Source organism: Acidithiobacillus sp., from assembly GCF_027322205.1.
Taxonomy (GTDB): domain Bacteria; phylum Pseudomonadota; class Gammaproteobacteria; order Acidithiobacillales; family Acidithiobacillaceae; genus Acidithiobacillus.
On record NZ_DAHVHY010000036.1, the window covers coordinates 1 to 20,963 of the forward strand.

At 58.0% G+C, this 20,963-nt stretch carries 20 protein-coding genes and 1 tRNA gene; 9 read left to right on the forward strand and 12 right to left on the reverse strand.

Annotation, left to right across the window (positions count from 1 at the left end):
• Positions 1 to 344: 344 nt before the first annotated feature.
• Positions 345 to 1,157 carry a helix-turn-helix transcriptional regulator gene (locus M7F93_RS07015; RefSeq protein ID WP_298171172.1) on the forward strand — a complete coding sequence of 271 codons (813 nt, stop codon included), beginning with the start codon at positions 345 to 347 and terminating at the stop codon, positions 1,155 to 1,157.
• Positions 1,158 to 1,203: 46 nt separating this feature from the next.
• Here the strand turns inward: M7F93_RS07015 and M7F93_RS07020 are convergent, their stop codons facing one another.
• Genes M7F93_RS07020 through M7F93_RS07035 form a run of 4 tightly spaced genes read right to left on the reverse strand, consistent with a single transcriptional unit; the run spans position 1,204 to position 4,646 of the window.
• On the reverse strand, positions 1,204 to 2,013 hold the full coding sequence (locus M7F93_RS07020; protein WP_298171175.1) for a metal ABC transporter permease: 810 nt from the start codon (positions 2,011 to 2,013) through the stop codon (positions 1,204 to 1,206).
• A 3-nt stretch (positions 2,014 to 2,016) separates the two neighbouring features.
• Positions 2,017 to 2,907: a metal ABC transporter permease gene (locus tag M7F93_RS07025; RefSeq protein ID WP_298171177.1), complete on the reverse strand. Its 891-nt coding sequence runs from the start codon at positions 2,905 to 2,907 to the stop codon at positions 2,017 to 2,019.
• A 19-nt stretch (positions 2,908 to 2,926) separates the two neighbouring features.
• Positions 2,927 to 3,751 (reverse strand): metal ABC transporter ATP-binding protein, encoded by an 825-nt coding sequence (locus tag M7F93_RS07030; RefSeq protein WP_298171179.1) that lies wholly within the window; start codon positions 3,749 to 3,751, stop codon positions 2,927 to 2,929.
• 13 nt (positions 3,752 to 3,764) lie between these two features.
• Positions 3,765 to 4,646 carry a metal ABC transporter solute-binding protein, Zn/Mn family gene (locus M7F93_RS07035; protein WP_298171185.1) on the reverse strand — a complete coding sequence of 294 codons (882 nt, stop codon included), beginning with the start codon at positions 4,644 to 4,646 and terminating at the stop codon, positions 3,765 to 3,767.
• Positions 4,647 to 5,009: 363 nt separating this feature from the next.
• Between M7F93_RS07035 and pmbA the strand changes: the two genes are divergently transcribed.
• A complete protein-coding gene (gene pmbA / locus M7F93_RS07040) occupies positions 5,010 to 6,356 on the forward strand; it encodes a metalloprotease PmbA (RefSeq protein WP_298171188.1) in 1,347 nt (448 codons plus the stop codon).
• On the opposite strand, the gene lnt is transcribed toward pmbA, so the two are convergent.
• From lnt to M7F93_RS07070, 6 genes are all read right to left on the reverse strand, one after another.
• Entirely contained in the window at positions 6,325 to 7,845 is a 1,521-nt protein-coding gene (gene lnt, locus M7F93_RS07045; protein WP_298171192.1) for an apolipoprotein N-acyltransferase, read from the reverse strand. The genes pmbA and lnt overlap by 32 nt on opposite strands.
• The gene (locus tag M7F93_RS07050) at positions 7,842 to 8,717 is read right to left on the reverse strand and encodes an HlyC/CorC family transporter (protein ID WP_298171195.1); all 876 of its coding nucleotides are present in this window, start codon (positions 8,715 to 8,717) and stop codon (positions 7,842 to 7,844) included. The genes lnt and M7F93_RS07050 overlap by 4 nt, the downstream gene beginning before the upstream one ends.
• Positions 8,710 to 9,207, reverse strand: coding sequence for an rRNA maturation RNase YbeY (gene ybeY / locus M7F93_RS07055; protein ID WP_298171198.1), 498 nt, complete (start codon positions 9,205 to 9,207; stop codon positions 8,710 to 8,712). Before ybeY ends, M7F93_RS07050 begins: the two co-directional genes overlap by 8 nt.
• The gene (locus M7F93_RS07060; RefSeq protein ID WP_463670960.1) at positions 9,204 to 10,220 is read right to left on the reverse strand and encodes a PhoH family protein; all 1,017 of its coding nucleotides are present in this window, start codon (positions 10,218 to 10,220) and stop codon (positions 9,204 to 9,206) included. The genes ybeY and M7F93_RS07060 overlap by 4 nt, the downstream gene beginning before the upstream one ends.
• Positions 10,186 to 11,541, reverse strand: a complete 1,356-nt coding sequence (gene miaB / locus M7F93_RS07065; RefSeq protein WP_298171201.1) for a tRNA (N6-isopentenyl adenosine(37)-C2)-methylthiotransferase MiaB — start codon at positions 11,539 to 11,541, stop codon at positions 10,186 to 10,188. Before miaB ends, M7F93_RS07060 begins: the two co-directional genes overlap by 35 nt.
• An 84-nt stretch (positions 11,542 to 11,625) precedes the next feature.
• Positions 11,626 to 12,012 (reverse strand): DUF3568 family protein, encoded by a 387-nt coding sequence (locus M7F93_RS07070; protein ID WP_298171204.1) that lies wholly within the window; start codon positions 12,010 to 12,012, stop codon positions 11,626 to 11,628.
• 159 nt (positions 12,013 to 12,171) lie between these two features.
• Between M7F93_RS07070 and M7F93_RS07075 the strand changes: the two genes are divergently transcribed.
• The 5 genes from M7F93_RS07075 to M7F93_RS07095 all read left to right on the forward strand — a co-directional run bounded on the left by M7F93_RS07075 (position 12,172) and on the right by M7F93_RS07095 (position 17,013).
• Positions 12,172 to 12,756, forward strand: coding sequence for a class I SAM-dependent methyltransferase (locus tag M7F93_RS07075; protein ID WP_298171207.1), 585 nt, complete (start codon positions 12,172 to 12,174; stop codon positions 12,754 to 12,756).
• Between the two features lie 139 nt (positions 12,757 to 12,895).
• Positions 12,896 to 13,369 (forward strand): chorismate--pyruvate lyase family protein, encoded by a 474-nt coding sequence (locus M7F93_RS07080; protein ID WP_298171210.1) that lies wholly within the window; start codon positions 12,896 to 12,898, stop codon positions 13,367 to 13,369.
• Positions 13,369 to 14,271 carry a 4-hydroxybenzoate octaprenyltransferase gene (gene ubiA, locus M7F93_RS07085; RefSeq protein WP_298171213.1) on the forward strand — a complete coding sequence of 301 codons (903 nt, stop codon included), beginning with the start codon at positions 13,369 to 13,371 and terminating at the stop codon, positions 14,269 to 14,271. Before M7F93_RS07080 ends, ubiA begins: the two co-directional genes overlap by 1 nt.
• Positions 14,272 to 14,539: 268 nt before the next feature.
• Entirely contained in the window at positions 14,540 to 16,705 is a 2,166-nt protein-coding gene (locus tag M7F93_RS07090) for a primosomal protein N' (protein ID WP_298171216.1), read from the forward strand.
• Between the two features lie 104 nt (positions 16,706 to 16,809).
• Positions 16,810 to 17,013 carry a cold-shock protein gene (locus M7F93_RS07095; protein WP_009564993.1) on the forward strand — a complete coding sequence of 68 codons (204 nt, stop codon included), beginning with the start codon at positions 16,810 to 16,812 and terminating at the stop codon, positions 17,011 to 17,013.
• 96 nt (positions 17,014 to 17,109) lie between these two features.
• Here the strand turns inward: M7F93_RS07095 and M7F93_RS07100 are convergent, their stop codons facing one another.
• A complete protein-coding gene (locus tag M7F93_RS07100; protein ID WP_298171219.1) occupies positions 17,110 to 18,981 on the reverse strand; it encodes a DEAD/DEAH box helicase in 1,872 nt (623 codons plus the stop codon).
• Positions 18,982 to 19,081: 100 nt separating this feature from the next.
• Positions 19,082 to 19,705: a hypothetical protein gene (locus M7F93_RS07105; protein WP_298171222.1), complete on the reverse strand. Its 624-nt coding sequence runs from the start codon at positions 19,703 to 19,705 to the stop codon at positions 19,082 to 19,084.
• A 112-nt stretch (positions 19,706 to 19,817) separates the two neighbouring features.
• On the opposite strand from M7F93_RS07105, the gene M7F93_RS07110 reads away from it, so the two are divergent.
• Complete coding sequence (locus M7F93_RS07110; protein ID WP_298171225.1) at positions 19,818 to 20,825, forward strand: sodium:calcium antiporter; 1,008 nt, start codon at positions 19,818 to 19,820, stop codon at positions 20,823 to 20,825.
• Between the two features lie 55 nt (positions 20,826 to 20,880).
• Positions 20,881 to 20,956: transfer RNA gene (locus tag M7F93_RS07115), tRNA-Arg, on the forward strand.
• Positions 20,957 to 20,963 lie beyond the last annotated feature (7 nt).

Here is a 20,963-nt window from a genome sequence, read left to right on the forward strand (position 1 = left end):
GGTAGGGCTCTGCAGGTAATCCATTGCGGCGACACCAAACTGTGCATCTACCAATTTTTGCTGGTCCATGATCAATCCTTATGCTGTCGTTTTTAACGGAGTGAACGCATCCTACGATTCTTATTAAACTGGTACAATATGACAAGTTATACTGGTATATTTTCTACCATAAGGGCTCCGTTGAATCCCACTCCGGCCATGTTTACACTTGAAATTATAGATATGGCTGGAGTGGCTATGGAAACCAGGCTTTCGATCAAGAAGTGGGGCAATAGTCTGGGGGTCAGACAGGCCAGCCCGGGTCCGCAGGATAATACGCTTTCAAGTGTGCTGACCGTCTGTCTATGACCAGCAATTCGCCGCTCCTCGGCGACTTCATCCGCCGTCACCGCGAGAAAGTCACCCCACAGCAGGCTGGCCTCGGCATCCAGGGGCGACGGCGCACCCAGGGTCTGCGCCGTGAGGAATTGGCCTTGCTCTGTGGTATCAGCAGTACCTGGATCACCTGGATAGAGCAAGGCCGCCCGGTCCAGCCCTCTGCTGCCGTACTGGACCGCCTGAGTCAGACCTTGCAGCTTTCTGAAGCCGAACGCGCTTATCTGTTTAATCTGGCCGGGCGTGCTGACCCCAATGCCGACAAAGCCCATGCCCAGCCCCCACATGCCGTACTGCGCATTGTACAAGCCCTGGATACGCCTGCCTATGTGCTGGATCGCTACTGGAATGCGATCGCCTGGAATCCCGCAGCAGCAGCACATTTTATCGACTGGCTGGGTGCATCCCCAACACCGGACCATCCTCCCCCTAATCTGCTGGAATTCCTCTTGCTCAATCCCGTGGCCCGTGACTTCGTCGCCGACTGGGAAGGTCGTACCCGGCGAATCATCGCAGAATTTCGTGCCGATGTGGGTAAACACCTGGATGATCCGCAACTGGCGCGCCACATCCGGCATTTTCAGCAAAGCAGCCCGATTTTTGCCCAGCTCTGGTCCGCTCAGGATGTCGTCGAACGGGAGGGTGGCAGGCGGGTTTTTCAGCATCCGCAGCAGGGGCAGGTGGTTTACGAGCAAAGCACCTTATTGCCTGCGACCAGCACTGACCTCAAGCTGGTCATCCTGCAGCCACTCGGGATAGGCTTCCCCCAGAACTCCGGGTGAGTCACTAAACATTAACAGACGGATTCGCACCCCGTTCATTGCGTAGCTATACCACTAAGAAATTGCGCTGCCGCTGATTCCAGTGCCGGTAAGAACGCGCCCCCATAAACAAGCCCGCACCAATGGTCCCGACAAAAAAACCGATGGGCCAGTTGGTCCAGTAAGAGAGCGCAATAGCACTCCAGATGCAGCCCTCTGCAAACATCACGGATAGCACCAGCACACGCATGGGATTGCCGCTCAACGCCTGGGCGGCAGCCGGCGGGCCGACCAGCAGGGTGAACACCAGAAAGGCCCCCACCACCGGCAAAGCCGTGGCAGTCACCAGGGCCAGCAGGGTCAGAAACACCAGATCCATCCGTGCGGCGCGGATCCCCTGCAAGGCCGCCAGATCGGGAAAAGTCGAATCCAGCAAGAGCGGCCGAAAATACAGAGCGATGCCCACGACCACCAACACGCAGATGCCCAGTATGGGCCACAAATCGGCGTCGCTGACCCCCAGCACCTCGCCGAAAAGCAAAGAAAATACAGCCGGCGCATACTCGCTGGTCATACTGAGCAACAACGCACCCACCCCCAGAAACAGCACCAGCACCAGCCCCGTGCCCACATCGCGGCGCCCCATGCGCACCAACTGGCGCAGGAGAAAAACCCCCATTCCGACAAAAATAAGCATTCCGATCAATGGATTGATCCCCATCAGGTTGGCTGCCGCCGCCCCCGGAAAGGCTCCCAGCGGCAGGGCATGGGCGGCAAAAGCCGAGCGCCGGGTCACCACAAAAAATCCGACGAAAGCCGCGACAAAGGCAATGGCAGTGCTGGCGATCCAGGTATTGATCATAAAACTGGAGAACATGCCTTATGCCTCACAGTGCGGCCAGATGACCGGTTTCTGGCGCGCCGACAAACCCATCACCTTAGCCACCAGTACCGCCGTCAGATAAAACAGAAACACCAGAGTCACTACGAAAAAACTCACCGGCCAGGCATTACCGGAAAACCAGTAGTAACTTTCATAAGCCATCCAGATGCTACCCCAGACTGCTGTCAGGCCAATAGCCATAGCCCAGAATATCGCCTGCGCCGGACGTCGGCTCAAACGAATAGCCGCACCTGCCGGACCAATGAGCAAAGCCGTCGCCAGCACTGCGCCGATCGCCAAAGCGCAGACCGCCACTGCCAGACCCAGCGCCAGTAGTTGCAGCAGGCCGATCCAACGCAGAGAAATGCCCCGCGCAGCCGCCAGATCAGGGTCCACTGCCGTAAGCATCATTGGCCGGTAGAGCAGACCCACCAGCAAAAACACCCCGGCGGAGGCCACCAACGCAGGACCGATAAGGCTCTGCGGAATCGCAAACATGGAGCCAAACATCACCGATACCGCTGCACCCGTAGTGCTGGTAGTAGTCACATCCAAATAGAGAAAGAGCGCCGACAGGCCCAACCCCGCCCCCAGAACAATGCCCGTGGCAAGATCGCGCTCCCGCACCTTGCGTACACCAAGAAACTCCATGCCGAAGGCCGCAATCCAGGCCATACCCAGAAAGCCCAGCAAGGGATTGATGCCCAGCAGAAAGGAGGCCGCCCCACCGGCGCTGCTCACGTCGGCCAGGGCATGTCCGGCAAAGGCATTGCCGCGCAATATGGTAAACACGCCGATCACCGCGGAGACCAGCGCTGCGCAAGTCCCCACGATCAGCGCGGTTTGCACCGGTTCACTACTGAAGAAACCGGAATTTTCCAAAAGCATCCAAAGGTTCCACATGGCGTTAATCAGCCTTTTCCGGATGCGGCACATGCGACGCCGTGCATGTCTCAGCATCTTCAGCGACGGCATCGGGTAGCACGAGTATCCGCCGCCCATGCCGCAATACCGTTACCGGGTAACCATAGAGCTTACTCAACACATCAGGCTGCACCACCTCCTCCACACTGCCGGTGGCAGCCTGCCCCCCCACCAGGTACACCAGGCGATCCATAACGGGTAAGAGTGGATTCATATCATGGGCAGTCACCAGCACGGCAATCTGCTGGGTGCGAGTCAACGTACCAAGCAATGTCACCAGCGCATTGGCGCTGCCAAAATCCAGATTGGCCAAGGGCTCGTCGAGAATCAGCAAACGCGGCTGACGCACCAAAGCATGGGCGATCACCGCCCGCTGTTGCTGACCGCCGGAGAGTTCTCCAACCCGCTGGTCGGCAAAGGCTTCGGCCCAGACCGCGTGCAACGCTTGATCCACCAAGGCCTTTTTACGGCCGAGAAACAGCGGCAGACCAAGGCGATGCCCATCCAGCCCCAACTGCACCAAATCACGGGTCCGCAGGGGGACGTCCGGGTCAAAGGCAATTTTCTGGGGCACATAACCCACCAGGGCGCGACGCTGATCAGCCGGTGCGCCATCAATCAGGGCCTGCCCAGAGCGGTGCGCCGTCAGGCCCAGCAGGCTACGCAGCAGGGTTGTTTTGCCCGCCCCATTCTCACCGATCAGGGCGCAGAGCTGACCGGGGTAAAGATCAAAACTGACATTCCGTAAAATGCTGCGGCCGCCCAAATCTACCGAAAGATGAGCAACCGAAAGTACCGGATCAGACATTGCCAATGCCGGACTACTTCAGCACGGTCGTCGACATACCGCGCTCCACGGCATTACGCAGGGCATTGGTTTCCGCCAGCATCCAGGACTGATAACTGTAGCCCGTCGGCATAGTCTCATAGACACCGACCACAGGGATATTCTCTGCTTTCGCCTTACTCAGAAAAGAAGCCGTCAACGAATCCGTCACCTGCTGATTATAGACGAAGATCTTGATCTGATGGTGCTTGATGAGCTGGTTCTGAATACCCACATCCTGCGGCGCCGGGTCAGTACCATTCATGATGGCGGCCTGCAAATTCCAAGGTGTTTTGATGTCGCAACCTGCAGCCTGCAACAGGTAGTCTGCAACAGGCTCTGTCACGGCTACCGGCGTGCCACCAAACCGGGCCTTGAATCTGGCGATAACCTGGTACCAGGGCTTCAGAGAAACGTCAAACTTGCGCACATTGGCGGCAAAATAAGCGGCACGAGCCGGATCCAGCTCCGTCAGGCGCTGGGCAACCGCCTCGGCGACCGCAGGCATAGTCTCTGGTTTGTACCAGAGATGGGGGTTTTTGGTGCTTTCCGGCAGGTGAAGCAAATCCTGAACCACAATCACTTTGCGCTTGGGATTAGGGTCGGCCGCAAGAATCTTTTTGGCCCAGCTGTCGTAGCCTATGCCATTACGGACCACAATCTGCGCCCCAACCATTTCGCGAGCCACGGCAGGGCTGGCTTCAAAAGTATGGGGGTCAGTATCAGGATTGCTTTCAATCGCGCTGACAGTGACATATTTCCCGCCGATCTGGCCGATTACATTAGCATATTCATTTTCTACGCCCACCGCATGAATCGTCGCTGCAACCACCACCTGTGTCATGCCCAGCCCGGCAAATAAAGCGATTAGTGGCATCAGAACAGTCACTCGGCTTCGTAAGCAATGGTTAGGTATCGAACGGATCCATGCTTTCTGATGATTAAATGGAATCATGGACAAATCCTCGGAGGCGGACATCATGACCTGCAGACAAGCACCATCTTTTAATGCAACCTTGTTGCAATCTAGTGAAGCAAAGCACCATTGTCAAGCGTGAAAATACACGAGCAGGTGACGCGCGCTTACTCTATAACTAAAGGCTTTCACGCTCGGCACTGGAGATTAGCAGACATAAGAACGTCTTGCGCAGGAGCATCCGAACCGGTCCCAAGCTTCCCCTGCCCTGAAGCTTGGGGGTAAGATGGAGCGATTACTTCATTATCTGCGGGAAAACACCTCATGAGCCAAGCCCCCCACTCCACCTTCGATACCGGCACACTGACCCAGATTGTTGACGACGTGTTGAGCCTTGCCCGCGAACAGGGCGCCAGTGCGGCGGAGGCTTCCGCCAGCACCGGCAAAGGCTTGTCGGTAACCGTGCGTCTGGGGGAAGTCGAGTCTATCGAATACCATCAGGACAAGGGGCTGGGGGTCACTGTCTATCTGGGCCAGTCCAAAGGCAGTGCCTCCACTTCCGACTTTTCCCGCAAGGCCTTGTCAGAGACGGTTTCAGCGGCACTCACCATTGCCCGGCATACGGCGGCAGACCCTTTTGCCGGGCTCGCCGATCCCGAACTTTTCGCCAAAAACTTCCCGGATCTGGACCTCTATCATCCCTGGTCCATAGATGCCGACACCGCCGCTGATCTGGCACGCCGCTGTGAAGCGGCCGCTCGCGATAGCGATCCGCGCATCCACAACTCCGAAGGCGGCAGCCTCGGCACTGGCGAGGGCACGTCGGTCTATGGCAATAGCCTGGGTTTCATGGGCAACAGCCGTTCCTCACGGCATAACCTGTCCTGCTCGGTCATTGCCGAAGACAGCAAAGGCGGCATGCAACGGGACTACTGGTACGATGTAGCCCGCGCCGCTGATGCCCTGGCAACACCGGAAGCTATCGGCAAAACAGCAGCACAGCGGGCTCTGCGCCGACTGGATGCCCGTAAGGTAGCCACTACCAAAGCCCCGGTACTTTTTGAAAATCAGATCGCATCCAGTGTCATCGGCCACCTCGCCAGCGCCATCAGCGGCGGCAGTCTGTATCGCAAAAGCTCCTTCCTGGTCGACAGTCTCGGCAAGCAGCTTTTCCCGGAACACATCCGCATTTATGAAGAACCGTTACGACGGCGAGGACTGGGCAGCAGCAGTTTCGATGGCGAAGGCGTCGCCACCCAAAACCGCGACATTATCGCCGGTGGTGTATTGGAAGGGTACATTCTCGACAGCTACAGCGCCCGCAAATTAAACATGAAGACCACGGGTAATGCCGGCGGCATCCACAATCTCACCCTGCAACCCGGAGACACCTCCCTAGAGGGCCTGCTCCGGCAGATGGGGCGCGGCCTACTAGTTACCGAACTCATCGGCTTCGGCATCAACATGGTGACCGGCGACTACTCACGGGGCGCAGCCGGCTTCTGGGTCGAGCACGGGGAGATTCAATATCCCGTTGAAGAGATCACCATCGCCAGCACCTTGCAGGCCATGTTCCAGGGCATGAGCGTGGTGGGTAGTGATATGCTCATCCACGGCAATACCGGTTGCCCCTCTATCCTCATCGACGAGATGATGATTGCTGGCGACTGAAGACGACGGCCACCAGCAGCAGAATCAAGCTGAACAGCAGATAGGGGAAACTGCCCCAGCGCCCGTAAGGCGTTTCTCCAGCCATCGGCTGAATGGCCCCATTCAGGGTACCCACCACAAACTGGGGTAATTGCGAAAGCACCCGTCCATGCGGCGAGATCAGGGCGGTAATGCCCGTATTGGTCGCACGGACATCGGGCTTCTGCTCCTGCAAGGACTGCATCGCCGCCATTTGCAGGCTTTGCGCTGCGGCGATGCTATGGCCATACCAGGCATAATCACTGATATTCAAAAGAAAAGTGGCACCCTCCTCTACACCCTTGCGCACATCCCGGGAGAAGGACTCTTCATAACAGATGGTTATACCGGCTTTCTGTCCATCTACGGGCAAAACATAAGGCCCATGCCCGGGAGAAAAACTCCCCAGTCCCGGTAAAAAATGATGCACCAGCGGCGCGAGCAGGCTCGGCATCGGGATGTATTCCCCAAAAGGCACCAGATGCTCTTTCTGGTACCAACGCAAGGGAGCCTTGCCATCAATTTCCATGGCTGCATTGTAATACTTGTGGCCCGCATCTTCGGGAATACCGATGAGCAGGATTTTATGGTGCATCGCTGACCACTGCTGCAATTGCGCAATCAGGCCCGGAATTTCCGTCTGAAAAATGGGGAAGGCCGTTTCCGGCAGGACGATCAATTGGGTATCCGGCGGTGTCTGCAAGATCAGATCAACGTAGTGATGCAAAATATCGCTGATTTTACCAGCATTCCACTTCTCAGTGATGGGAATATTACCCTGCAGCAAAGTCACCCGCAGCAGTTTGCCTGCGGGATGGGTGAAGGACACCGAAGCCGCCGCCATGGCCACGCCGAAAATCACGAGGAGCGAGGCGACGCCACCCATCAGTACATGACGGGACTGCCGCCGTTGCAGCATATAGACCAGGATGGCCGCCACCCCGGCGGTCGCCAGCCCCACTCCGTACTGCCCCAGCCAGGGCGCAAAACCGCCGAGGGAGGCATAGGTCTGGGTATATCCCGTCGCCAGCCAGGGGAAACCTGTAAAGAGACGTGCCCGCGCCCATTCCCCAAAAACCCACAACACCGGCAGGGCCAGCAACCGGGCATTGCCGACAAAAAAGCGGGTGGCCAACCATAAGGCCAGCGCCGCATAGACGGCACAACAAGCCGCTAGCAAAGCGACGGCCCCATCAGCCAATGCCCAATCCATGTTGGCAAAATTATGCAGGGTAATGGCGATCCAGCTGGTTCCCGCCGCAAAAGCCGCAAAACCGAAAGCGGTGCCCAGGGCGGCTGCACGGTGCGGACGCTCCTCGGTGACCGCCAGCCAAAACAGGCCAAAAAGCAGGGCGATGGCCAGCGACCACAAAGCAAAGGGCGCAAAGGCCAAGGGCCAGGCTACACCCAAAATCAACGCAGCTAGAAGCCGCGCGGGAAAGTGCGGCTTTTTCAGCGCGCCACCCTTCACGCGCTATCTTGAGGCGCCGTTTCCGGCAGAGATGCACTGCGCGGCGGTGTCACCCGCAAAATCTGCACCCGCTTACGATCCGCTCGCAATACCTCCAGCCGCAAATTCCCCTCTTCAATTACTTCACCCATACGTGGCACATGCCCTAAGCGCGTCGCTACCCATCCGCCCAGGGTATCGGCATGACCATCCGCCATCTGCGCCACAAAGCGTGTGTTAAATTCTTCCAGTGGAATCAAAGCATTAACCAGAAAATCACCATCCTCCCGCGGCGCGATCATCACATCCTCATCAATATCGTATTCATCCTCAATTTCACCGACGATGATTTCCAGCACATCCTCAATGGTGATCAGCCCGGCGACACCGCCATACTCATCTACCACCACGGCCATGTGGTGCCGACCCGTGCGGAACTCGTAGAGCAAGTGATCCAGATGCTTGCTTTCAGGGATAAAAGTCGCCGGACGGAGCAATTCCGCCAGTCGCAGCGTCGGCATGTCACCCCGACAACCCCGCAACAGATCTTTGGCCAAGAGAATGCCGCGCACATCATCGCGGTCATCCCCCACCACTGGAAAACGCGAGTGCCCCACCTCGGACACATGGGCAATAATCTCTGCTAAAGGCATATCCAGTTCGATCACTTCCATCTGTGGCCGAGGAATCATCACATCCCGCACTGTGAGCTCACCCATGCGGAAAATTCCGTCCACCATCCGCGCCGCTTCCGCGTCGATGATCTGCCGCTCGCCCGCCTCGCGGACCAGTTCTAGCAGGGTATCCTGATCTTCCACATTGCCACGCAAGGACTGGGTAAAACGTTCCCACCAGCCCCGTGGTCGTTCCTGGCTACTTCGATCTTCACTCATGCATTTGGTTCAGGTAAGGGTCGGCCACACCCATTTCAGCCAGCAATCGGGTTTCCAGCGCCTCCATCTCCTGCGCCTCGGCGGCCACTTCATGATCATAGCCAAGGAGGTGGAGGGTACTGTGAATGAGCAGATGACGATAGTGATCGCGCAGGTGCTTGCCCTGCTCGACGGCCTCACGCATCACCACCGCTGGCGCGATAACAATATCACCCAGTAAATCGCGGCGGAACATGGGCAGCTGCGCATCCTGCGGGAAGGACAAACAATTGGTCGGCCTTGCCTTGCCCCGATATCCCTCGTTCAGGGCGGCAATTTCGGTATCGTCCACAAAAGTCAGGGATAGATCGCAGATCCAGTCATCCGCAGATGCCCGCGCCGAAGGAGCGGACAGCGCCTGCAATATCGAGCGGCGCGCCTCAGCGCGGGACGGCAGGGGCAAGGCCGCAACAGCATCATCCACAGCCATGCGCAAATAAAGACGGCTCATGTCTTCGCTCCGAAGCGGTCATAAGCCTCCACAATCCGGGCCACCAGTGGATGACGGACTACATCGGCACTTTCAAAAAACACCATATCCACACCCGGCATATCGCCGAGCACATCCATGACCTGCACCAGCCCGGAAAGCTGCCCACGCGGCAGATCCACCTGAGTCACATCGCCGGTTACCACGACTTTGGCACCGAAACCCATCCGGGTCAGGAACATTTTCATTTGTTCCGGGGTGGTATTCTGCGCCTCATCGAGGATGATGAAGGCATCGTTGAGGGTACGTCCGCGCATGTAGGCGAGGGGCGCCACCTCAATCACCTGCCGTTCCATTAGCTTAGCCACTTTCTCATAACCCAGCATTTCATGGAGGGCATCGTAAAGCGGACGGAGATAAGGGTCGACTTTTTCGCTCAGGGATCCCGGCAGAAAACCCAGACGTTCGCCCGCTTCTACGGCTGGGCGGACCAGCACCAGACGCCGCACCTGATTGCTGTCCATCTGCTCCACCGCTGCAGCGACTGCGAGATAGGTCTTGCCCGTACCGGCTGGGCCAATGCCGAAGGTGAGATCATTGTGGCGGATAGACTCCAGATAACGGCGCTGCCGTTGCCCGCGACCACGAATCATCCCTTTGAGGGTCTGTACGCCGAAAGACTCCACCGCCGTAACGCCCGCCTCCAGTTGCACATTCTGGATGCTATGGTGCACCCAATGACTGGACAGCGAGCGCCCTTGGCGTACCTGAGTATAAAGATGGGAGAGTACATCCTGCGCGACCTGCACAGAAACGGCTGGTCCGGTGATATGAAAGCGCGTGCCGCGGGGCAGGATCACCACCCCTAAGCGTGACTCGATCTGTTTGATATGGCTGTCCAGTTCGCCGGACAGTTCGGAGAGCATCGCCGCGCTCGCCTGCTCAGCGATGAAATCGCCGTGACTTACACTCAGCGTCTTACCGGGAGGCTCCATGGGGCTATACGGCAAGGCGCTGGCTCGCCGGTGCCGCATGCACCACACGCCCGCGCAGACTATTGGGCAGCGCTGCCGTAATTTCGACATCCAGCATCTGTCCGACCCAATCCATAGACCCCGCCATATTGACTGAGCGATTGCAGGCGGTCTTGCCCGTCAGTTGCTGCGGATCGCGGCGCGATGGTCCTGTCATCAATACTGCCTGCCGCGTACCCACCAAGGCTTGCGCGTAACCCTGCGCCAGCCCGTTGATCCGCCCCTGTAATACCGCCAGCCGCGCATCCTTGACAGCTTCGGGCACGCTGTCTTTCAGCTTCAGTGCCGGCGTATTGGGGCGCTGGCTGTATTTGAAGGAGAACGATTGATCAAAACGCACCGCATCAATCAACTCCATAGTCGCGGCAAAATCCGCATCGGTTTCGCCCGGAAAACCCACGATAAAATCCGAGGAAATCTGAATACCGGGACGCGCGACACGCAGACGTTCAATTTTATCTAAATACTGCTCAACCGTATGCTTGCGATGCATACGCCGCAAAATACGGTCAGAACCACTTTGTACCGGCAGGTGCAGGTGCGGTGCCAGTATCTCAATATTGGCATGCGCAGCAATCAATTCGTCATCCAGGTTACTGGGATGGGACGTGGTATAACGCAAGCGCAGTAAACCGGGAATTCGCGCCAGGCGTGCCAGCAGATCGGCCAGGCCACCCTCACCTACCAATCCCGTCGCACCCCGATAGGCATTAACGTTTTGGCCCAGCAGAGTGATCTCGCGCACCCCCTGATCTACCAGCGTACGCGTCTCCCGCAGGATGTCGGGCATGGGGCGGCTATATTCTCGCCCCCGGGTATGAGGTACCACACAGAAGGTACAGAATTTATCGCAACCTTCCTGAATCGTGACGAAAGCGGTAGCGCCGTCACGACCGGGCCGTTGCGGCAGGTGATCAAACTTCTCCAGCATCGGGAAGGCGACATCCACCTGCGGACGGCGCTCGGCCAGACAGGCATCCAGCAAATCCGGCAAGCGATGCAGCGTTTGTGGCCCGAACACCAAGTCAACATAGGGTGCCCGCCGCCGCAAGCGCTCCCCCTCCTGACTGGCCACACAGCCCCCAACCCCGATCACCAACTCCGGACGCCGCTCCTTGAAAGAACGCCAAAAACCCAGTTGGGTAAACACTTTGTCTGCGGCTTTTTCACGGATGGAACAGGTATTGAGCAGGAGCACATCAGCGAGCACTGGATCGTCCACCAGATGCAACCCATGACTGACCGCCAGCACATCAGCCATGCGCTCGGAGTCATACTCATTCATCTGACAGCCGTAAGTCTTGATGTACAGGTTCTGCAATGCATTCCCAGAAGAAGTGAGGACTTATGGACGATGATAGGGCCACCCCGAAAGATTGACAAGGGGCGGCCACCGATTACGGAATCATCCCAGGCCCAGCGCTGCTTTCAGCAAAATGTGAAAATGCTGATCATCCTGAGCACTGCCCAGCAGACCAAAACGCGTGGCCACCGCAGTAACCTGCGGACCCTTCGGCATGATCGTTACATCCACCAGCATGTGCCCGTTACGCGCATGAATAACCCCGCCTTGGGGGGAGGTGCCCACACTTTCGGTATGGAGAATGACACAATGCATTTGCCCCAGCACCTGCGTAGCTGCCGCGAAGGTGGGCTGAAATGCCGTCGGGTAGTAATGTGTGCTCTGGCCCGTATAGACAGTCGCCAGCGGCCCGCCCCCGCTCGCCATGCTACAGGCGGTAAGCAAGATCGGGGACAGCACCATCAAAATCAGAAGCAAACGCTTATTCATCTTCATCCTCATTAAAACCCAGAAGACCAGCCCCCACAGCGCCAGTATAACCCAAAAGCAGTCCCAACATGACGCCATCCACGACCCCATGCTACAATGCGCGCCATTCGTTCGGCGACGCGCTGGCCCGCGTTTTGCTTCCACCGGTGGAGAAAGCTCATGTCCCGATCTCCCGGGCCGATGTCCCAGGCTTGGCACTTTACCCGCGAGTTTTTACGCGACCCCCACGCCATTGGAGCGGTACTGCCCAGTTCGCCCTTCCTCGCCCGGCGTATGGCCGCCATGGTGCCCGAGGGGCCCGGCCTGGTGGTCGAATTGGGGCCGGGCATGGGGCCGGTGACCAAGGCACTGCTGGAGAGCGGCATCCCACCGGAGGATCTGATCCTTGTCGAACAGGCCCCGGCCATGGTCCGCCACCTGCGTCAGCGTTATCCCGAGGTGGAGGTCATCGAGGGGAACGCCGCCCACATTGAACACCTGGTGGCGCATCGGGGGCCGGTTCGCGCCGTGGTGTCCAGTCTACCGTTGCGCAGCATCCCCAAAACGGTCGTCGAATGCATCTTTCAGCAACTCCCGGGGATTAGTCGCCACGGTACGGTATTCATCCAGTTTACCTACCACTTCCGCAATTCCTGCCAGGGCTTGCCACCGGACTTTCGCCGGGGACGGGTGGCAGTGGTCTGGCGCAACGTACCGCCAGCACGGGTGGACGCCTTTATTTACCACGCACCCCAGCAGCGCTAATTGGATCGTGTTGACAAAAGAAGGGGCGAATATAATGCGGCATGACCGAAAGACGCAAAGTGCTGCGCCAAACAACGGGCTACTGCCTTTTTCCAAAATGATCACCAAAAGTCTACCTCCCTTACGCCACGCCCCCCGAATGCTATGGCCTTGGCTGACCTTACCTGCCTCTCTCACCGCAGCGCTGCAACGGGCTTACGGAAAACTGCATACAGTGCAGGCGCTGCTGCTGGATAGCGGACGTGCAAATCCAACGCCGACCGAGCGCCGCATATTGCACCTACATCGCGGAGAGCAGATTTTTTGGCGCGAGGTCCTCTTGCACGGTGGCGACCTCATGCATCCGGCGCTCTGGGCGCGCACAACCATTCCGTTACGCGAACTACGTCATGGTCTATTACCGCTGACCCGCCATGGCACGCGCCCCATCGGCAACACCCTATTCCGTCACCGCCGTTTGCGGCGCTCTCCGATTCAAGCCGAGAGCCAGCCACGATTCGGCCAGCGGCGCTGGCAGCGGCGGTCCGTATTGCGTCGCGGTGATACAGGTGTCCTGGTCGAGGAACATTTCCTGCCGGACCTGCCACGCTGGGCAGGTCGAGGACGACGCTGATGCAAGCGATTCCCACGCCGCGCCACCAACGCATACGTGCCTATGCGACCTTGATGCGTATGGATCGTCCCATTGGCACCCTGCTTCTGCTCTGGCCCACCTACTGGGGACTCTGGCTAGCCGCTAGGGGCACTCCATCACTCGGTCTCTTCCTGATTTTCACTGCGGGCACCTGGCTGATGCGCTCGGCGGGTTGTGTGATCAATGATTATTTTGACCGCGATTTCGATCGGCAGGTCGCCCGTACCTGTCGGCGCCCCCTGGCGGCAGGTCTGATTACCCCGCAGGCAGCACTGCACCTGTTCGTTATTCTGTGCCTGCTGGCCGCGGCCCTCCTGCCCTTTCTCAACTGGCTGACCATATGGTTAGCAGGGGGTGCAGTGCTCACCACTATTACCTACCCGTTATTCAAGCGTTTTACCCATCTCCCGCAAGCCTATCTGGGTATCGCCTTTTCTTTTGGCATACCCATGGCTTTTGCCGCGACCCTCGGGCGAGTTCCGGTACTCGCCTGGTGGCTGATGCTGGCCAATGCCTGTTGGGTCGTCGCCTATGACACGGCCTACGCCATGGCCGACCGTCCAGATGACATCAAGGCCGGAATCAAATCAACGGCCATTCTTTTTGGGCGTTTTGACCGCCACGCCATTGCCGGCCTGCAAGCTGTCATGCTCATCATTTTTTTCGGGATCGGCGTCGAGCAGGGCACGCATTGGCCTTATTGGATCGCGTTGGCGGGTGCCACCATTCTCGCGGCCTACGAGCAATCGCTGCTTGGCGGCGACCGGGATCAGGCGTTCCATGCTTTTCTGCACAATAACTGGATTGGTCTGCTGCTATTCTGGGGGATTGTCGCGGGCCTGGCTCCGAGCGGGACATCCATAGTACTGGGAGCTCTATGAAGATTGACCATTTTTGGGGCCATCCATGCACGCCCAGGTTGTTTTGAAAGCAACCATTGACAAACTTATACACAATTTACTCATACACAGAGACAAGCTTGGGCGATTCCGCTACGTCATTGGTGTCAATTATTAACGCATTGTTTTTTATTTGTTTTTATTTTGCACCTTTTTTAGGCACCCACTCTAACGCGTTGAAGAACAGGGAGTCTGGGACTTTTCAAGATGTTCATACACAGACTTATCCACAGAAGTTGTGGGCAACTTCATGAACGCTGAAACGAACTGCGTCCAGGTGGCCGTCATGGTACCGCTCCGCCGCATCTTTTCTTACGCCCCGCCACCGGAGGGCCATCTGCAGCCGGGTATACGAGTACGGGTACCTTTCGGTAAAGGCAAGCGTGTAGGTATCGTTCTCGGTTATGCCAATTGCCCGCCAGATATAACTCTGAAGACCATTGAGCAGGTCCTGGACGTGCATCCCATTTTACCCGTTGCCTTGCAGCAATTGATACAGTTCGGGGCGGCATACTACCACCACCCACTCGGTGATGCCTGGGCTACCGCCCTGCCGACCCTGCTGCGCCAAGGACGGCCGCTGCCAAAACCGGCTCCCTGGGGTTACCGTCTCAGTGCCACCGAAGCCCGGACGGCACCACGCCAGCCTGGAAAATTACAACAAGCGCTCCGGGAATTGCTCGTCACCACGAGTGTTGTGCCTGAAGCAGAAATCCCCAAAGAATTACGCCACATTTTACGACAGGCCATCCGGTGTGGCTGGATAGAAACGGTGACGGAAGTCATCCCATCTAAACCGGTGGTGCTCCCCTCCTCACACCGCCTGAATGCGGAACAAGAAAGCGCTGTAACGCAATTGCGCATGGCCAAAGGCTTTAAGGCGTGGTTACTGGAGGGGGTGACTGGCAGTGGTAAAACAGAAGTATATCTGGAAGCAATCCGACCTCATCTGGAATCCGGAGCACAGGCCCTCATTCTGGTCCCAGAGATCGGCCTCACCCCCCAACTCGTAGAACGTTGCCAAACGCGTTTTGGCGAGCATCGCGTAGCCGCCCTGCACTCTGCACAAGGCGACGGCGAGCGTTTGCGCATCTGGGTAGCGGCAGCGACGGGGCAGCTTCAGGTCATCGTTGGCACCCGCTCGGCACTTTTCGTGCCCCTGCCCCGTCTTGCCATGATTATTGTCGATGAAGAACATGATCCCTCTTTTAAGCAGCAGAACGGCTGGCATTATTCGGCACGGGATCTGGCAATTCAGCGCGCGCGTCTGGAAAATATTCCCATTGTCCTCGGCTCTGCCACGCCCTCTCTGGAAAGCCTCTACAACGCGCAAAAGTGCCGCTATCGACACTTAGAACTGCGCCAACGCGCCACTTCGGCCGATTTACCGAAGATGACCATCGTCCCACTGCGTCGCGAGAATCTGCAGGGTGGCATTTCCTCTACCCTGTTAACGGCGTGTAAGGAAACCTTGGAGGCAGGCAATCAGGTATTACTGTTCCTCAATCGTCGGGGCTACGCCCCGGCAATACTCTGCCACGATTGCGGCCATGTAGTGCAGTGCCCCCGTTGCAGCGCGCCCATGACCTGGCATCTTCAGCAGGAACGCCTCCGCTGTCATCATTGCAGTCACGAATCGCACTGGCCACAAGTCTGCCCCGCCTGCCGCAGTGCGGCGCTGATTACCGCCGGACAAGGCACGGAGCAATTGGAGGAAGTGCTTCGCCAGCGCTTTCCTCAAATCTCCATTTGGCGCATCGACCGCGACACCTTGCATGATCGTGATGCCCTCACTACAGCGGTCTCCGACATTCGCCGGAATCGTGCTGCCATCCTCGTGGGTACCCAAATGCTAGCTAAGGGACATCACTTCCCGGCCGTCACCCTGGTCGGCGTTATCAATACCGATCAGGGTTTGTTCAGCGCTGATTTTCGCGCTCCTGAACGACTGTTGCAGACCGTTCTGCAAGTCGCAGGCCGCGCCGGCCGCGAAGAACGACCTGGCCGGGTACTACTGCAGACCCATCTGCCCGAACATCCTTTACTGCAAAGCCTCGCTCAGGGCGACTACCGCCCTCCGGCCCAGGCACTCCTGGATGAACGCCGGGCTGCGGGGTTACCGCCCTTTGGATCCCTCACACTGCTGCGTGCCGAGGCGCACCAACGGTGGCGGGTAGACAAATTCCTGAGGGCCGCCTGCCAATGCGCACCGCCCGCCCTAGTGGAGATCAGCGGTCCGACGCCGTCGCTCATGGAGCGTCGTGCTGGTTTCGAGCGTGCAGAGCTTTGGATACAAGCACCAAGCCGGACCCAAATGCAGAAAGCGCTTAAGCTCTGGCTGCCACAGTTTGCCGAGCTTCACTCCGCCAGAAATGTTCGCTGGACGCTTGATGTGGATCCCTTACTGATTACCTGATTGCTTAGAAAGATATGATCTGACACATAACTTGCATCGGACTGTGGATATGTTATCCTTGGCGACGGCCAGTTGGGCCATCTTTGATTAATTTGGGGTGTAAAATGGCGGTTGGTACAGTGAAGTGGTTCAATGACAGCAAGGGGTTTGGGTTCATTACGCCGGAAGATGGCAAGGAAGATGTGTTCGTACATCACTCCGCCATTGAAGGTACGGGGTTCAAGACCCTGGCTGAAGGCGAGCGCGTCAATTTTGAAGTGACTCGTGGTCCGAAGGGTTTGCAGGCCGAGAAGGTCCGCCGGGCTTAATAAGCCCAACGGGTGGCCCTCTCAGAGCCATCCGTTCCCCCTGCGGGGAAAAGCAGTTTTACCGGTCTGGCTTTCGCAATTCCGGTTTTCTTTTATTCAGCTACCGCGCACAGGCTTCTTCCGCTTTACTGCACCAGTGCCACGCTCCTTGGATTTGTACTCACTTTTTGTCGGCTTGGCGGAGAGTATCATCTTGCTCGGCACCCGCGGCTCTTCACGGGCAGCCGAGCGCGGCTTCGCAGGGGCACGTCCCATCGGCGCGCCCGCATCGGTCGGAGCAATCTGCAAAGGCCGTCCAGCAACCCAGACCTTTTGCAGATGCTGCAAAACTGACGACTGTATATCTGCGGGAAGCTCGACAGTGGTATGCTCGGCGTTAATCTGTACCTTGCGAATATTGCGGCTGGGTATCCCAGCCTCATTGGCGATCGCGCCGACGATATTTTTAACTTGCGCACCATGGCTTTCGCCCACATCCAGACGGAAGCGACGCATAGGCACCTCCTCCCCTCCCGATCCGGCACCACCGCGCGGCTGCCGTGCGCCACCCCCTCCACTTCGTTCGTTTTCCGGACGGCGACGTGTTGATGGCGGACGGCCAGAACCGGAACCGGTAGAGTCACTGCGCATCGGCTTGGACACTGCGCCCTCAACAGGAACCAAAGGACGCTCTTTCTGCACCATGTAAGCCAGTGCCGCAGCGATCTCCCCTAAACCTATGTCCTTTTCCTGCTGATAATCCGCAATAAGGGACTCAAAAACCGCAAGATCCTGACTATTCAATACGTCCGACAACTGATCCTTGAACTGGCTCATCCGCCGATCCGCAACATCTTCTATGCTGGGCAGATGCATGGCCGTAATCGTCTGGCCGGTCGCCCGCTCGATGGCGTGCAACAAATGGCGTTCGCGCGGCGCGACAAAGAGAATTGCGTCTCCGGTACGTCCGGCGCGCCCGGTGCGGCCAATACGGTGAACATAGGCCTCGGTGTCATTGGGAATGTCATAATTGATCACATGGGTGATCCGTTCGACATCCAAGCCACGGGCTGCTACGTCGGTCGCAACAACAATATCCAGCGTCCCCGCCTTCAGGCGCTCAATGGTCTGTTCGCGCAGCGCCTGACTGAGATCGCCATTGAGGGCGCCACAGGCATAGCCGCGCGCTTCCAGGCGCTCCGCCAGCTCTACCGTCGCCGTTTTAGTGCGCACAAAAACCAGCCAGGCATTACTCTCCTCTACTTCCAAAATACGGGTAAGGGCATCCAGTTTGTGGGTACCGCTGACTTGCCAATAGCGCTGCCGGATGGCGGCCACCGTAGTAGTCGCTGATTTAATACGGATTTCCAGGGGATCGCGCAAATAGGTTTTGGCAATGCGGCGGATGGCGTCCGGCATCGTCGCAGAGAACAGTGCCACCTGTCGGCCATCGGGCGTGTGTTTGAGGATATCCTCCACCGCATCAATAAAGCCCATGCGCAGCATCTCGTCGGCTTCATCCAGCACCACCGCCTGCAACTGATCCAGACGCAGGGTTTTGCGGCGCAGGTGATCCTGAATACGTCCAGGCGTACCCACTACTACCTGCACGCCACGCTGCAGTTGCTTGAGCTGCAGACTCATGGACTGTCCGCCATAGATGGGCAGCACATGGAATCCGGGGAGAAACTTAGCGTAGCTCTGCATCGCCTCAGCCACTTGTATGGCGAGTTCCCGGGTCGGTGCCAGCACCAGCAACTGCGGCACGCGCAGGCCGAGATCGACGCGGCTTAACAACGGCAGTGCAAATGCTGCCGTCTTGCCGGTACCGGTCTGCGCCAGCCCGATAACATCGCGCCCGGCCAACAATGGCGGGATGCTCTGTGCCTGAATGGGCGATGGCTGTTCGTAGCCGATCTCCGCCACCGCTTTCTGGAGCGGTTCAGCGAGGGCGAAATCAATAAAGCGGAGATCGGATTCTTGAGACATGAGCACACCTGGACAACGAATGGAATTCAGCGTCCACACTATACGCTAGTTACGCGCAACTTGCAGCGTTTTCTTCACCCTGTCAAAAGACGTCACGGACTTAATCAGCGTCCAGCACCGCCCGCAGCTGTATCTGGATGGCCGCATCGGCACCCGGTCCGATGGGGGTCTGATCCGGTATGAATGTATCCGTGAAAGCATAGGCATAGCTGACATCCTGCAAACCCAGACTGCCGAAGAGACGCGTCTCCCAGGAGATGTCATCGGCATGGGGCACCAGGGTTGGCCACTGTCCCGCCGTTTCACTCTCCAGGATCGGCCCAAAGAAGATGGCACCCGGCTTGTTGCGCAGGCGCATGGCGCAACTCCCAGCCGTACGTCCAGACATGGGCAGAAAATCGATGGTGCGGGTCAGACGCAGCTTACTATCCAGTGGCACATCAATAGGAACGCCCAGAACCTTACCCTCTGCCGGCTGGGCCACCAGCTTGCAGCCCGCCGACTGCCATTGCGCGACATCCTGCGCCCCGAAGCGACTGGGCAGGAAAAGCACCTGCAAGGGGGCAATGCCGCTCAGTTCGGCTTGCAGTCCGGGGCGGAAGCGCGGTGCGTTAATGAGAATACCGCCCGCATCTCTATCCGCCATGAAATAGACGGCGGGGCTGCCTTGCCCGCCCTCCACATGGTAAATATCCCGGTCAAAAAAGCTGCACAGCTTCTGCATCGCCCTTCTCCTGCTGCCCAACTGAATGTATCCCGCAAGTATAGCCATAATCCGCAGCAAAACTCATCCTGCAGCGCATTGCGGGGTGCAGAGTCTGTGGCATAATGCGCCCATGAATATCCTCCTGCTGGTCGCCGCGCTCATCATCATCCTCGCCGGCGCCGAGGCTTTTACCAACGCGCTGGAGCACCTGGGCAACCGTCTGGGTATTTCCGAGGGCGTTACCGGTTCCATTTTCGCGGCGGTGGGCACGGCGCTTCCCGAGGCTATGGTACCTGTTGTTGCGGTTTTTGCTGCGACTAGCGGGCAACCGGCACACCTGGGGGAAGAGGTGGGGGTAGGCGCCATTCTGGGCGCCCCTATGATGCTGTCCACACTGACGTTGTTCATGATGGCGCTGTTTGTATCGCCACAACGCGGCTGGCGCGGAGCGTTAAATCCGGAACCTACGGGCTTGCGTCGCGATCTTGGCTGGTTTCTGTCTGCCTTTGGCCTGTCCGCCGTTGCCCTCTTTGTGCCCCACCACATTACTCTGGCGCGTATTGGCATCGGCCTGATGCTGGTCACATTGTATTTTCTGTATGTGATGGTGACCCTGCGTGCCTCGGCGGCGCTGGTCGCCGAGGGGCACGGCACCGAAGCAGGGCACGCCTTGTACTTGAGCAAGACCGGTCTGCCCACGAAGATGCCGGTCATTTTGATCCAGCTTGCCATAGGACTTGGCATGATTGTCTTCGGGGCCAACCTCTTTGTCGACGGGATTGAGGGGCTCTCGCACTGGCTCAGCATTTCTGCACTGATCCTGTCTTTGCTGGTGGTGCCCATCGCCACGGAGTTGCCGGAAAAGATCAACAGCATCCTCTGGATTCGCCGCGGCAAAGATACGCTGGCTTTTGGCAACATCACCGGGGCGCTGGTCTTTCAGGGAAGTCTGCTGCCCGCTATTGGGGTACTGTTAACCCCCTGGTCGCCCTCCCCCCCCGTTCTGCTGGGCGCAGGACTCACGCTGCTGGCCGGGGGATACACTTATCTTTTGGTGCGCAGCGGCGTCACCCTGCGGCCCTATCATTTTCTTTTCAATGGGGTGTGTTACGGGACTTACTTCTTCGCCCTTACCTGACCGCCCGAAAGGTACTCGCCGCACGGTGGTGCCTTTTGCTAGAATGTGAGCCGTAGCCCCGGTAGCTCAGTGGATAGAGCAACCGCCTCCTAAGCGGTAGGTCGCGCGTTCGATTCGCGCTCGGGGCACCAATATGCC